Source organism: Mesorhizobium sp. 2RAF45 (genome assembly GCF_052115225.1).
In the GTDB taxonomy this organism is placed as follows: Bacteria; Pseudomonadota; Alphaproteobacteria; order Rhizobiales; family Rhizobiaceae; genus Mesorhizobium; species Mesorhizobium jarvisii.
Genome location: NZ_JBFRGG010000005.1, coordinates 168,804 through 182,427, shown reverse-complemented (window position 1 = coordinate 182,427; position 13,624 = coordinate 168,804). Strand labels below are relative to the sequence as shown.

The following is a 13,624-nucleotide window of genomic DNA, read 5'->3' as shown; positions in this document are numbered from 1 at the left end:
CCCGCTCACGTGCACGGCACCCCGCTGGTTGCGGGCGAGGCCGCCATTGTGAAGGCGATAGTGCCTCAACCGGCCTGTTGAGCCATGACGATGAAGTTGCCGCAGGTGTCGTCGAAGAAGGCGGCGCTGACCGGCCCCATGCGCCGGGGCGGCCCGAGAAATTTCACGCCGCGCCCGGCGAGGCGGTCGAAGTCGGCCTGGATGTCGAAGCTGGTGATCAGGGCCGCCGGGAATTGGGCATCATGGAGCGCTTGCTGCGCGGCACGCGCCGGCGCATCGCGATTGGGCTCGAGAACCAGTTCAGCGCCGTCGGCCTCGTCCGGAGACACCACCGTCAGCCAGCGGGCCTTGCCGCCGTCGTAATCATGCTTTTTCACGAAACCGAGGACCGACGTGTAGAAGGCCAGCGCCTTGTCCTGGTCATCGACCTTGATAAGGATATGACGAAGCCGCATGGTCAAATTTCCTTTTGTTCGCGTCGGGTCAGCTTCCGCGCTCAATCCCGCCCGTTGAAGAACGCCGTCAGCACCGGCGCATGCGCGGCGGGTTTCAGCATGTGGTTCTGGCCGGCCAGCGTCTGGTAGCGCGCATTGGGCAGGGCCTGTGCCAACGCCTTGTTGCCATGGCGCATCCACGACGGGCTTTTTCCGCCATCGGTCACCAATGTCGGCACGCCGAGCGTGGTCCAGCGTGCGGGATCCAGCGGCTTGCCGAGCTGGTCGCCGGCGACGATGGCGCCGTCATAAGGCAGCGTATGCGCCACTGCCTTGAGCTTGCGCCAGATCGGCGTCAGCTTCATGACGGCGATCAGCAGGCCGGGCATGCCGACCGATTTGAGGAAGGCGCTCACGGCGTCGCCGCGCCTGTCGTCCGCGATGGCTTGGCGGATCGTTGCCCAGTCGCCTTGCGTGGTCGTGCGGCTGTCGTCGACGATCAGCGGCGCTTCGTAGAGCGCAAGCCGCCTGATGCCGGGCAGGCGGGCTGCCGCCATCAGCGCCAGCATGGCGCCGGAAGACATGCCCCAGACATAGGCTTCGCCGCCGGCCGCCCGCAGCACGGCCTCGATGTCATCGATCTCGCGCTCGACCGTGTAAGGCGTGGTGTCGCCGCTGTCGCCACGGCCACGGCGGTCGTAGCGAAAGACGGTGAAACCGCCTTCCAGCGCCTTGGCCAGCGGGCCGCTTGGACCCATGGTGCGCGAGCAGAGCGCGCCGTCGACGAGGATGAGCGGATGGCCCTGGCCGCGCCGCTCGCAGGCGATCGGCGTTCCATCCCGCGACAGCACGGCTTGCGTGATCGGTTTGGCGTTCTCAGCCAGCATCGTCGGCTCCCTTGCCTATCAGCAGTTCCAGCCGGTCGAAGCTCTGCATCCAGCCGCCGCGCATGCCGAGCGCCAGCAGGCGTTCGCGGTCGGCGGCAGTCGCCAGCGTCACCTCGAAATGGACATGGGTGCGCACGCCGTCGGGCGTGAAGCTCACCGTGTGGTGGCTCCGGCCCGGCGGCTTGCCGGCCCATTCGCGGATTTCAGGATCCGGTTCGTCGTGGTAGCTCAGCCTGGCGTTCTCGACGACTTCGAGATAGCTGCCCTGGTTGCGGTAGAGCGCGCCACTGGCGGTCAGCATGTCGATGCGCCAGCGGCCGCCGACGCGCACGTCGAGCACGCAAAGGGGAATGGTGCAGTCCCTGATGCCCCACCATTGCGCCACCAGGAGCGGATCGGTCCACAGCCGGAAGACGCGTTCGACCGGCGCGTTGAAAATGCGCTCGATGGCAAAGCTGCGGTCGGCGGTTGCGGGCGCGGTCATTCCGGCCTGTCCGCGCCGCGCCGCAGCAGGTCTTCCATGCGGTCGAAGCGGCCTTCCCACAGCTTGCGGTAGTCGTCGAGCCAGCGGTCGATGTCGCGCAGCGGCTTGAGCTCGATGCGGCTGAGATGTTTTTGCGCCGCCCGGCTGCGGGTGACGAGGCCGGCCTGCTCCAGCACGCCGACATGTTTGGAGACCGCGCGCACGGTGAGCGCGAAGGGCTGCGCCAGTTCGGCAACCGACGCTTCGCCGTCGAGCAGCCGGGCCAGTATCGCCCGGCGCGTGGGATCGGCGAGGGCGGCGAATGTGTCGTCGAGGGAGGTTTGATGAGCCATTGCGGAACCAATCAGTTCTGGAACTAATTGGTTCTATAAATGGTTTTACCTGAGCCGTCAACGCGCTTTACGGGACTGGGAGAGCTCGGGGAAATACGGCGTGAAGCCCCAGGCTCCTGTCTTTTTGTCCGCGATGCCGTTCAGCACTTCGAGCGCGTCGGCCGGCAACTCCAGTTCGGCCGCCGCCAGATTTTCCCTGAGGCGGCCCTTTTACGTGCGCAGCACCCGGTAGATCGCGGGGATGCCAGCACCGTCAGCGGCGTCGAGGAGAGGCCAGGCCGAACAGCAGCGAGATCGCCAGCTCCTGGAAGATCGGATCGGTCAGGATCACCGCCGCGCCGATCATGGCGGCAAGCGCGGTCAGCAGGATCGGCTTGAACCTGATCGCGCCGGCTTCGATCAGCGGCGCGCTGGTACCATGGGGTGCCTCGTTTCGTCTCCGATGGCCAAGCGCTGTCTGGACCTCATGTTGCCACAATCGGGAAATGCGATGGAACAGGCATCAGCAATGGGTCCAACACGTTGAAGAGCACTGTATTTCGCGCCCTCGTGGCGCTCCTCGGTACGGCGTTGCCGGCGCGGGCAGATGAGGCATGCATGGCCAATATGGGACGGTTTGAGCTCGGGCAATATGCCTGCCTGAGGGTCGGCGAGACGAGCCACCTGGCTCGCTGCGAGGTCAACCTCGATATCTTGTCCTGGAACGAGGTGCTTGACCATTGCCCGGGCGGCACCGCGCCGAAACCCGCGGTGGCTACGTCTGTTTGCCGGGCCAACGGCAAGTTCATCCCGGGCGGCGGGTTTGCTTGTCTCGTCGTGGCCGGCAGCACGCACCTGGCGCGCTGCGACACCGTGCTCAATGCTCCGTCTTGGACCAAGGTGCAGGAGGGATGCCCCGGCGCACCGCTGCCGGAAGCCACTCCGGATGCCCAGGTGCATCCTGGGCTCAAAAATCTGTTGTCAGGTCCTCGCCGCCTGTTTGAACGGCTGCGAGACGCACTCTGAAGTCAGTGACGATTGGCGGTGGCGCTGTGCTGATCCTGGTTTGGCTGGACCGCCTGTTTGGCGTGGAGAGATTTCGCGTGATCCATGTGATAATCCGGCCCCCCGTCACCTTCACGTGCGCAGCACCCGGTAGATCGCGGGGATGACCAGCACCGTCAGCAGTGTCGAGGAGGCCAGGCCGAACAGCAGCGAGATCGCCAGCCCCTGGAAGATGGGGTCGGTCAGGATCACCGCCGCGCCGATCATGGCGGCAAGCGCGGTCAGCAGGATCGGCTTGAACCTGATCGCGCCGGCCTCGATCAGCACCTCGCTCAACGGCCTGTCGGGCGACGCCGCATGGCGGATGAAGTCGACCAGCAGGATCGAATTGCGCACGATGATGCCGGCCAGCGCGATGAAGCCGATCATCGATGTGGCCGTGAACGGCGCCCCGAACAGCCAGTGCCCGCCGAGGATGCCGATGAAGGTCAGCGGGATCGGCGTCAGGATCACCAGCGGAACCTTGAACGAGCCGAACTGGGCGACGACGAGGATGTAGATGCCGAGCAGCGCGACGCCGAAGGCCGCCCCCATATCGCGGAAGGTCACCCAGGTGACTTCCCATTCGCCGTCCCACAAAAGCGTCGGCCGGCTTTCATCCTCCGGCTGGCCGTGCAGCGAGATCGCGGGCTTCGGCAGTCCGGTCCAGTCTTGCACGTCGATGGCCTTGCTGACGGCGAGCATGCCGTAAAGCGGCGCCTCGAAGCTGCCGGCAAGCTCGGCCGTCACCATTTCGGCGGCGCGACCATTGTGCCTGAACACCGGGAACGAAGCGCGCTCCGGCGTCACCCGCACGACATCGCCGAGTTCGACGACGCCGCGGTCGCCAGGCAGGACATTGGCCGGAATGGGGGTGGTCAGGAAGCGCTCGTCGAGCGTCCTTTCGCCCTTCGGCCGCTCGATGCGGATCGGGATCGGCTGGCGGCCACCGCCGCGATGCGAATAGCCGACGGTCTTGCCCCCATTGAGGATGGCAAGCGTGTCGAAGACGTCGCTTTCCTCGACATGGAAGAACTCCGCATCGTCGGTGGAAATCGTGGCGCGCAGCCGGCGTGCCGGCTGTCCCCAGGAATTGTCGACGTCGACGATGAAGGGCACGGAGCGGAACGCCGTTTCGATCCTGGCGGCGACCTTGCGGCGGGTCTCGCCGCCCGTTCCGTAGATCTCGGCCAGCAGCGTCGCCATCACCGGCGGACCGGGCGGCGGCTCGACCACCTTCAGGCTGGTGCCTTGCGGTACGGGGATCGTGGCGATGCGCTGGCGGACGTCGAGCGCGATCTCATGGCTGGAGCGGGCACGGTTCGCCTTCGGCAACAGGTTGAGCGCCACGTCGCCTTGCTGCTGCTCGGTGCGCAGGACCGCATGGCGGACGAGGCCGTTGAAGTTGAAAGGCGCCGCCGTCGCGGCATGTGTCTGGACCGATCGGACCTCCTTCAATTCGAGAACCCTGGCGGCGACGGCCTGCGCCACCGCATCGGTGGCCTCGACGGAAGACCCTTCCGGCAGGTCGATGGTCACCGACAGTTCAGACTTGTTGTCGAAGGGCAGGAGCTTGACCGTGACATGCTTGGTGTAGAACAGCGCGAGCGAGCCCAGGGTCAGCACGCCGACGACGAGCAGGAAGGCCCAACTCGCCTTCTTCGAGGCCAGGATCGGCCGCGCGACGGCGGTGTAGGCGCGGCCCAGCGGGCCGCCATTGCCATGATCCTGATGGGCATGCACCGGCGCCCGCCCGGCAAGTTTAAGCATCAACCACGGCGTCACCATCACCGCAACGAAGAAGGAGAAGATCATCGCCGCCGAGGCATTGGCCGGAATCGGGCTCATATAGGGGCCCATCATTCCCGAGACGAACAGCATCGGCAGCAGTGCGGCGACCACGGTCAAGGTGGCGACGATGGTCGGGTTGCCGACCTCCGCCACCGCCTCGATTGCCGCCTGCCGGCGATCGCGGCCGCCGCCCATGGCCCAGTGGCGCGAGATGTTCTCGATCACCACGATGGCATCGTCGACGAGAATGCCTATCGAAAAGATCAGCGCGAACAGCGAGACGCGGTTCAGCGTGTAGCCCATGACGCGCGAGGCAAACAGCGTGAGCAGGATGGTCACCGGAATGACGACGGCCACGACCATCGCTTCGCGGCGGCCGATGGCGACCCAGACCAGTACGATGATCGAGATCGTCGCCAGGCCGAGATGGTAGAGGAGCTCATTGGCCTTGTCGTTGGCGGTCTCGCCGTAATTGCGCGTCACGTCGATCGAGATATCGCCTGATATCAGCCCGCCCTGGAGCAATGCGACCCGGTGCAGAATGGCGTCGGCGACGGCGACCGCGTTCGATCCCGCGCGCTTGGCGATGGCGAGCGTGACCGACGGCACGCGCTCGACACCAACGCCGGCCCTGGTGACCGTCGACACCAGCGTATCGCCGGCGTCGGTGGCGAAGGCGACGTCGGCCACGTCGCGGACATAGACGGGGCGGTTGTCACGCGAGGTCAGAAGCAGGTTGCCGATCTGGTCTGGCGAGGCCAATGTCTCGCCGGCGACGATGTCGATCTGCTCGCCCTTGTCGCGAACACGTCCGGCGGGAAAGGCCTTGTTGGCGCCCGACACCTTGGCGGCGAGCTGCTGCAGGGTGACGCCGTAGAGGGCGAGCTTTTCGGGGTTCGGATTGACGCGGATGATCTCACCGGTGTCGCCGACCAGGTAGGTCAGGCCGACATTGTCGATCTTGGCGATCTCGGTGCGGAGTTCGCGCGCGACGCGGGTGAGGTCGTTGGCCGTCATGCGCGCGGCTGCCTGCGGCTTCGGCGACAGCGTCAGCGTGACGATGGCGACGTCGTCGATGCCGCGGCCGACGATCAGGGGCTCGGGCACGCCGACGGGAATGCGGTCCATGTTGGCGCGCACCTTGTCGTGGACGCGCAGCACGGCAGCGTCCGACGAGGTGCCGACGATGAAGCGGGCGGTGACCATCACCTGGTCGTCCCGCGTCTGCGAATAGACGTGCTCGACGCCGTCGATGCCCTTGACGATCGTCTCCAGCGGCTCGGTGATCAGCTTGACGGCGTCGTCGGCCTTCAGCCCGTCGGCGCGCACGAAGATGTCGACCATCGGCACCGAGATCTGCGGTTCCTCCTCGCGCGGCAGCGTGAGCAGCGCCACCAGCCCGAAGGCGAAGGCGGCGACCAGGAACAGCGGCGTCAGGGGCGACGCGATGAAGGCCCGCGTCAGCGCGCCGGCAATGCCGAACGAGGCGGGACCTTTCATGGCGTGACCACGACGTCGCCAGCCGCAAGACCGGTCAGGATCTCGACATAGTCGCCGTCGGCGCGCTTGGTTCGCTCGCCCGCGACCACCGCGCGCTCGACACTGCCGCCGCCTGCGGCGACGCGCACGAAGTCGATCCCCGAACGGGTCTGGATTGCCGAAGCCGGCACCAGCAGCGCGGAGCGCTCGGCGACCGGCAGCTCGACCGGGACACGGGCATCGATGAAATTGGTATCGAGATCATCGACCTCGACGTCGGCGATGACGCGGCCATTGTCGATCTGCGGATAGATCTTTGCGAGGCGGCCGGGGGCCTCCTTGCCGCCGGCATTGATGCGGATGGCCGCGCCCTCTCTCAGCGACCCCGCGTAACGCTCCGGAACGGCAAGCCGCAGGAACACCCCGCCGCCGCCAATGGTGGCCACAACCTCACCGGCCATGATGACCGCGCCACGCGTCACCGGCACGGTCAGCACGCGGCCGTCGCCAGGCGCAAAGACATCGCCCTCGGCGCCCTGCTGCACGATCACCGAACGCTGCGCCTCGGTCGCGGCAAGCTGGTTGCGCGCGACGTCGACTTCGGTGCGCAGCTGATCGAGACGCTGCGCGGTCATGACGCCCTTGTCGACCAGCGTCTGGCCACGGGTAAGTTCGGACTGCGCCGTCTCAAGCTGCGCCTGCAAGGCACGAAGCTGGGCGTCCAGAGCGGCGACCTGAAACGCGATCTTGTCGTCCTGGACGGTCGCGATCTTCTGCCCCGCCTTGACCAGTTCGCCCTCCGTGACAGCCAGATCGACGACAAGGCCGCCGATACGGGCGCGCGCAGGAACGGTGTCGCGTGCCTCGACACGGCCATAGACCGCCTTCCATTCGGTCACCGTCGACGGCGCCAGTGTCAGCGTGCCGGCAAACGCCGGAGAGGCCGCCAGCAACGCGGCGAACAAAAGGGGCATGCGCATGCGGATCTTCCTCAGAACGCGCATCCCGGCTTGATGCCGAGCTTGCGGAAGACCATCGCCGCGGGGCAGAAGCCGGTGAACGCCGACTGCAGCATGTTCAAGCCGACGAAGACCGTCAGCCATACGAACAGCGGCGAGACAAAGGCGGTGAGCACGACGGACAGCAGCACCATGACGCCGGCGAAGGCGAGAACGGAACGGTCGAGGGACATTGTCATCTCCATTTGTATATGATGATATCTAAATATATGAATATCAACACTGACCGCAAGAGGCGATGCCAGATTTGTCGCTGGCGGTGCACCGCGCCCGCCAACCACCGTCCGCAAAGGCTAGCGCGGGTCAGGCTCCCGGGACGTCGGTTGATGCCTCGACCTTGATCTGCTTGAGCTTATCGATCCCAAGCGCCTGCAGTGCGAGGCGTTCATAGAAGGGTTCGGACTTGCCGGCCCTTATCTTGTGCAGGAAATACTTCTCGAAACCGACCTTGGCGGTGTGCACCCATTTGCCGGAGGACGACCAGTTGACATTGCGCGGCGGGATCTGCGGCTGCGCCACGAAGGCGACGCCGGAATCGCCGAAATCGGCGAGGCAGACCGCATTCCATGTGCCCTGGGCGTCAGGCTGCTTGCCCTCCACCAGCCGGCCGATGTTGCGCGCCGTCGCCGTGACCATGGATTCGATCATGAAGCCGGTCTTGGGCACGCCAACGGGGACCGGCGTCTTGCCGATCGGCGGGATGGCGACGCAGACGCCGACCGCGAATATTTCGGGGAACGCCGGGTTGCGCTGGTGCTTGTCGACAAGGATGAAGCCGCGCGGATTGGTCAGGCCCTCGATGCCGCGCACCGCCGCCACGCCGCGAAAGGCCGGCAGCATCATGGCATAGGCGTGCGGCAATTCATGCGCCTGCCTGACCGACCCGTCGTCGGCGAGTTCCTGGACGAACATATTGCCGGGCTCGACCTTGTCGACCTTGGCGTTGCAGATCCACTTGATGTGATGCTGGCGCATCTCGCTCTCGAGGAGGCCCTTGGTGTCGCCGACGCCGTCGAGGCCGAGATGGCCGATATAGGGTTCGGAGGTAACGAAGGTCATGGGCACGCGGTCGCGCACCCTGGCGTCGCGCAAGGCCTTGTCGAGGATGAAGGTGAATTCATAAGCCGGCCCGAAGCAGGACGCGCCCTGGACAGCGCCGATGACGACCGGGCCCGGCTTGGCGACGAGCGCGTCGAAGGCCGTCCTGGCCTTGAGCGCGTGATCGATGTGGCAGACGGACTGGGTGTTGTGCTCCGGCCCGAGACCCTCGATCTCGTCGAAAGCGAGTTCGGGGCCGGTGGCGATGACCAGATAGTCGTAGGATACGGATGAGCCGTCGTTGAGTTCCACCGTGCGCTCGACGGGATGGACGCGCCTAGCTCCCTGCGGATGAAAACCGATCTTGCGCCGTGCCAGCACCGGAGCAAGGTCTATTTCGACCGCTTGCCTGTCGCGCCAGCCGACGGCGACCCAGGGGTTGGACGGCACGAATGAATAGTGGCTGCCATTGTTGACGACGGAGACCTGGTGTTCCCCGGCCAGTCCGTCGCGAAGCTCGTAGGCCATGATGGTGCCTCCCAGCCCGGCACCCAGGACGACTATATGCGCCATGTTCTTCCTCCGTTGCGGCGTCGCTTTGGCGCAACGCCGACACTGCCGATCCCTTGCGGGATTGGTTGATCTTGCGCCATTGTGGCGGGCTGCGACTTGACGCTGATCAAGCGACGTTGACGGAGCGAAGCATCGGCATCGATCCATCGACTTGACAGGCAGCCGTGCCAGGCTAATATTATTTGTAAATCTTAATATGATAATGTGTTCATATGCGCAACATAAAAATAGCCGAACTGGACAAGCAGGCGCGCGAAGCGTCCGAACTGCTCGCCGCGATGGCAAATGAAAAACGGCTGATGATCCTGTGCCATCTGCTGGACGGCGAGACGAGCGTGAACGAACTGGCCGAACTGGTTGGGATGAACCAGTCGGCGCTGTCGCAGCAGCTTTCAAAGTTGCGCGCGCTCAAGCTCGTGGACACGAGGCGCGACGCCCAGCAGGTCTACTATCGGTTGGCTTCGGTGGAGGTCGAGCGAATCCTGCAGACGCTCTACGGCATCTATTGCGATCCGCAGACACGGATCGCCAGGGTCGGCAGCCGGTAGCTGCCGACCGACGGCAGCAATGCCTTATGCCGCTTGCTCGGCTTCACTGCCGATGCCGTTCAGCACTTTGAGCGCATCGGCCGGCAGGTCGAGTTCGGCCGCCGCCAGGTTCTCGCGGAGATGACTGAGCGAGGAGGTGCCGGGGATGAGCAGGATGTTGGGCGCGCGGCGCAGCAGCCAGGCGAGCGCCACCTGCATCGGCGTCGCGCCGAGTTTCCGGGCGACATTGGCCAGCGTGTCCGACTGCAGCGGCGTGAAGCCGCCAAGCGGGAAGAACGGCACATAGGCGATGCCGTCGGCGGCAAGCGCGTCGATCAGCGCATCGTCGTCGCGGTGCGCGATATTGTACTGGTTCTGCACGCAGACGATCTCGGTGATGCTGCGTCCCTGGGCGATCTGGGTCGATGTGACGTTGCTCATGCCGATATGGCGGATGAGGCCCTGGCGCTGCAATTCGGCGAGCGTGTTCAACTGCGGCTCGAGGGATCCTTCGGCGGGGCCGTGGATCCCATGCATGGAGCGCAGGTTGACGACCTCGATCACATCAAGCCCGAGATTGCGCAGATTATCGTGCACGGCCTCGGTCAGTTCCTTGGGCGACATTGCTGGAAGCCAGGATGCATCGGCGCCGCGCCGGGCGCTGACCTTGGTGACGATGGTGAGGTTGGCGGGGTAGGGGTGCAGCGCCTCGCGGATGATCTGGTTGGTGACGTGCGGGCCATAGAAATCCGATGTGTCGATGTGGTCGACGCCGCTGGCGATCGCCTCGCGCAGCACGGCGAGGGCTGCGTCACGATCCTTCGGCGGGCCGAAGACGCCCGGTCCCGCCAGTTGCATGGCGCCGTAGCCGAGGCGCTTCACGGTGCGGTCGCCGAGTTTGTAGGTTCCGGCCTTGCTGATGTCGGTCATGGTCTCATCTCCTTTGGATCGGCCCAATGTAGACAAAGCGCGCCTGCGCGATAATATGGCGCAATCGGCACAGCCTGTGCGGAAAGGCGAACAATGGCAGCGGATCTTGGCGACCTACAGGCGTTCATCGCGGTGGCGCGCGCCGGCGGCTTTCGCGAAGCGGCCCGGGTGGGCAATGTCAGCGCCTCCAGCCTCTCGGAGACGGTGCGGCGGCTGGAGACCGGGCTAGGCGTGCGGCTGCTCAACCGCACGACGCGCAGCGTCGCCCCCACCGAGGCCGGCGCGCGCCTGCTCGAGCGGCTCGGCCCGGCGCTCGGCGAAGTCGAGGCGGCGCTCGACGTGGTCAACGGCTTTCGCGGCCGCCCGGCCGGCACGCTGCGGCTCAACGTGCCGGTCGTCGCGGCGAAACTGGTGCTGCCGCGGCTGTTGCCGCCCTTCCTCGCCGCCTATCCCGACATTCGCGTGGAAGTCACCGCCGAGGACAGTTTCGTCGACATATTGGCGAGCGGCTGCGACGCCGGCATCCGCTATGAAGAGCGGCTGGAGCAGGACATGATCGCCGTGCCGATCGGCCCGCGCCGGCAGCACTACGCCACCGCCGCCGCACCTTCCTATCTCGACCGGTACGGCCGCCCCGAGCACCCGCGCGACCTGTTGCATCACGCCTGCCTGCGCGGCCGCTTCGCCAGCGGCCTGACGCCGCCCTGGGAATTCGAACGCGACGGCGAGGTGGTGAGCGTCGAACCGACCGGCCCGCTTCTGGTCAGCACCGGCACGGCGATGGCGCTTGCGCTCGAAGTGGCGGTCGCCGGCGGCGGCATCGTCTCGCTGTTCGAGGACTGGCTGCGCCCCTATTTCGACGATGGCCGGCTGGAGCCGGTGCTGGAACCCTGGTGGCAGGAATTCTCAGGCCCGTTCCTCTACTATCCCGGCCGCCGCCTCACACCGGCGCCGCTCAGGGCGTTCATCGATTTCGTCGGCACGATGCGCTGGGGCTGATTTCGAGCCGATATCGCGCCGCCGGATGGCCATGCCCGTTGGCCCTGCTTGCCTGGTTTCCTTCGACAAAGAGTCAAAAGCCTGACGTAACACTTTGTTGTCATTGAGGGACTATCGAGGAGGCGATACGGCGAAAGCCCGGTGACAGGAAAGGCGCGCAATGGGTTCGCCCTGGTCCGAATTGCTGGCCAATCTCGCGGTCGTCGCGATGTTCGTTTCGGTCTGGATCCACACGCATGTGTGGCTGGATCGCAGGCCGGCCCCGGTAAAAGCCGCGGCCTTCGGCTTGCTTATGGGCGCCGGCGCCATCGTCCTGATGCTGACTCCCATGCAGTTGCAGCCGGGCGTGCTGGTCGATCTCAGGGCGACGATGATCGCCATTGCCGGCTTCTTCGGCGGTCCCGTCGCCGGCATTGTCGCCGGGGTCATGGCCGGTGCTTTCCGGACTTTCGAGGGTGGCATCGGCGCCTTCGCTGGAGCGGTCGGGATCGCGGCCACCATGCTGGTGGGTGTTGCCGGCAATCTTGCACTCAGGGGCCGCCGGCCCAGCATGGCCGACATCATGATCCTGGGTGCCGCAGCCGCGTGTGGCTCGCTGCTTGGCCTCAGTGTCCTGCCGCGGTCGGTCGTACAGACGGTTCTGCCGCAGGTGGTGTTTCCCTCCAGCCTGCTCATCTTTGTCTCCGTGGCAATGTCGGGGCTGGCGCTCTACCAGGAGCGGCGTCGCCTGGAGGCGCTGCAATCGAGGCGCATCTTCAAGGCGGTGGTCGAGACATTGCCCGACTGCCTAAACGTCAAGGATCTCGACGGACGCTTCATCGCCGCCAATCCGGCGACCGCCGAGTTGATGCACGCAGCCAACGCGAAGGCGCTGATCGGCAAGACGGATTTCGATTTTTACCCCAGCGAAACGGCGCGGGCATTCCGCGAGGACGAGCTCGCCGTCCTGGCATCCGGCACCGCCTCCACCATCGAGCAGCATCTTCACCACGAGGACGGCACCGATGGCTGGCTGGCGACACTGAAGGCGCCGTTTCGCGACAGGACCGGGGCCGTCATCGGCCTGATCACGCACAATCGCGACATCACCGAGCGCAAGCGGCTGGAGACCGAGCTGGCGGAAAGCCAGGCAAGGCTGGGAGACGCGCTCACGCACATGGCCGACGGGCTGGTGATGTTCGATCCCGCCGGAAAGCTCATTCTGTGCAACGCCCAGTATCGGGCCCTGTTTCCGAAGACGGCCGACATCAGGGTGCCCGGCACCGACTATCGCGACATATTGCGTGCCTCGGTCGCACGCGGCGAAAGCATCACGCCGCCCGACGCCGTCGAGGGCTGGATTGCCGAGATCATGGTCACGCAAACGCATGCCAGCCACCGCCAGATCCGGCTCGCCGACGGGCGCTGGCTCGACGTGCGGACCCGGCCGACCGGCAATGGCGGCAGCCTGAGCGTGTTTTCCGACATCACCGAGGCCAAGCAGGTCGAGGCGGAATTGCTGGCCGCCAACGAGAAGCTGAACCTCCTCGCGCATCGCGACGGGCTGACCGAACTGTTGACCCGGCGGGCCTTCGACGAGGCGCTGGCGCGCGAATTCGCCCGCGGCCGGCGCAACGCCACACCGCTCAGCCTGCTCATCATAGACGTCGACTGGTTCAAGCGGTTCAACGACCATTATGGCCACCCGGCGGGCGACGAATGCCTGCGCGCCGTCAGCGGCTGCATCGAGGCAACGGCGCGGCGGCCGGCCGACGCGGCGGCCCGCTATGGCGGCGAGGAGTTCGCGATCGTCCTGCCCGAGACCGACGCCAGAGGCGCCTTCGTCATCGCCGAGACCCTTAGAGGCAAGGTGCGCGACCTCCGGCTTGCGCATGCCGGCAGCGAAAAGGGTATCGTCACCGTCAGCATCGGGGTAGGCACTTTCGACGGGAGTGCCGACATCGAGATTGCCGATCTGCTGCGGCGCGCCGACGAGGCCCTCTATGGCGCCAAGGCCGCCGGGCGTGACCGCGTGCATGGCTGGCGCCCGCATCTGAGCGAACCACGCACGACGGGTTCCCGGCACAAGGCGTGAGCCCTGGTCGTCACACCACTGTCATGGTCCGCTG

13 protein-coding genes and 1 pseudogene are annotated in these 13,624 nt (G+C 65.9%); 4 read left to right on the top strand and 10 right to left on the bottom strand.

The window, feature by feature from the left end; all coding sequences use genetic code 11:
- Positions 1–65 precede the first annotated feature (65 nt).
- The 5 genes and pseudogenes from AB4Z43_RS16520 to AB4Z43_RS16500 all read right to left on the bottom strand — a co-directional run.
- On the bottom strand, positions 66–455 hold the full coding sequence (locus AB4Z43_RS16520) for a VOC family protein (protein WP_019859605.1): 390 nt from the start codon (positions 453–455) through the stop codon (positions 66–68).
- Positions 456–496: 41 nt separating this feature from the next.
- Positions 497–1,321 (bottom strand): alpha/beta fold hydrolase, encoded by an 825-nt coding sequence (locus tag AB4Z43_RS16515; protein ID WP_019859604.1) that lies wholly within the window; start codon positions 1,319–1,321, stop codon positions 497–499.
- Positions 1,311–1,805, bottom strand: a complete 495-nt coding sequence (locus AB4Z43_RS16510; RefSeq protein ID WP_064985874.1) for an SRPBCC family protein — start codon at positions 1,803–1,805, stop codon at positions 1,311–1,313. Before AB4Z43_RS16510 ends, AB4Z43_RS16515 begins: the two co-directional genes overlap by 11 nt.
- Positions 1,802–2,137, bottom strand: a complete 336-nt coding sequence (locus tag AB4Z43_RS16505) for an ArsR/SmtB family transcription factor (protein WP_019859602.1) — start codon at positions 2,135–2,137, stop codon at positions 1,802–1,804. Before AB4Z43_RS16505 ends, AB4Z43_RS16510 begins: the two co-directional genes overlap by 4 nt.
- Positions 2,138–2,347: 210 nt before the next feature.
- Positions 2,348–2,540: pseudogene (locus AB4Z43_RS16500) on the bottom strand (hypothetical protein); the annotation flags it as partial.
- 194 nt (positions 2,541–2,734) lie between these two features.
- On the opposite strand from AB4Z43_RS16500, the gene AB4Z43_RS16495 reads away from it, so the two are divergent.
- Complete coding sequence (locus AB4Z43_RS16495) at positions 2,735–3,142, top strand: hypothetical protein (protein WP_245307196.1); 408 nt, start codon at positions 2,735–2,737, stop codon at positions 3,140–3,142.
- Between the two features lie 111 nt (positions 3,143–3,253).
- On the opposite strand, the gene AB4Z43_RS16490 is transcribed toward AB4Z43_RS16495, so the two are convergent.
- The 4 genes from AB4Z43_RS16490 to AB4Z43_RS16475 form a co-directional block, all read right to left on the bottom strand.
- Positions 3,254–6,451: an efflux RND transporter permease subunit gene (locus AB4Z43_RS16490; protein ID WP_441938429.1), complete on the bottom strand. Its 3,198-nt coding sequence runs from the start codon at positions 6,449–6,451 to the stop codon at positions 3,254–3,256.
- Complete coding sequence (locus AB4Z43_RS16485) at positions 6,448–7,410, bottom strand: efflux RND transporter periplasmic adaptor subunit (protein ID WP_441938427.1); 963 nt, start codon at positions 7,408–7,410, stop codon at positions 6,448–6,450. The genes AB4Z43_RS16490 and AB4Z43_RS16485 overlap by 4 nt, the downstream gene beginning before the upstream one ends.
- An 11-nt stretch (positions 7,411–7,421) precedes the next feature.
- Positions 7,422–7,622, bottom strand: coding sequence for a YgaP family membrane protein (locus AB4Z43_RS16480; protein ID WP_027047108.1), 201 nt, complete (start codon positions 7,620–7,622; stop codon positions 7,422–7,424).
- A 130-nt stretch (positions 7,623–7,752) separates the two neighbouring features.
- The gene (locus AB4Z43_RS16475) at positions 7,753–9,060 is read right to left on the bottom strand and encodes an NAD(P)/FAD-dependent oxidoreductase (RefSeq protein ID WP_019859595.1); all 1,308 of its coding nucleotides are present in this window, start codon (positions 9,058–9,060) and stop codon (positions 7,753–7,755) included.
- 212 nt (positions 9,061–9,272) lie between these two features.
- Between AB4Z43_RS16475 and AB4Z43_RS16470 the strand changes: the two genes are divergently transcribed.
- On the top strand, positions 9,273–9,608 hold the full coding sequence (locus AB4Z43_RS16470) for an ArsR/SmtB family transcription factor (protein ID WP_019859594.1): 336 nt from the start codon (positions 9,273–9,275) through the stop codon (positions 9,606–9,608).
- A 24-nt stretch (positions 9,609–9,632) separates the two neighbouring features.
- Here AB4Z43_RS16470 and AB4Z43_RS16465 read toward each other — a convergent pair whose 3' ends face one another.
- A complete protein-coding gene (locus AB4Z43_RS16465) occupies positions 9,633–10,517 on the bottom strand; it encodes an aldo/keto reductase family oxidoreductase (RefSeq protein ID WP_019859593.1) in 885 nt (294 codons plus the stop codon).
- A 93-nt stretch (positions 10,518–10,610) separates the two neighbouring features.
- On the opposite strand from AB4Z43_RS16465, the gene AB4Z43_RS16460 reads away from it, so the two are divergent.
- Entirely contained in the window at positions 10,611–11,516 is a 906-nt protein-coding gene (locus AB4Z43_RS16460) for a LysR family transcriptional regulator (RefSeq protein WP_069092703.1), read from the top strand.
- 160 nt (positions 11,517–11,676) lie between these two features.
- Positions 11,677–13,590: a diguanylate cyclase gene (locus AB4Z43_RS16455; RefSeq protein WP_064985862.1), complete on the top strand. Its 1,914-nt coding sequence runs from the start codon at positions 11,677–11,679 to the stop codon at positions 13,588–13,590.
- The last annotated feature ends 34 nt before the right edge of the window (positions 13,591–13,624 follow it).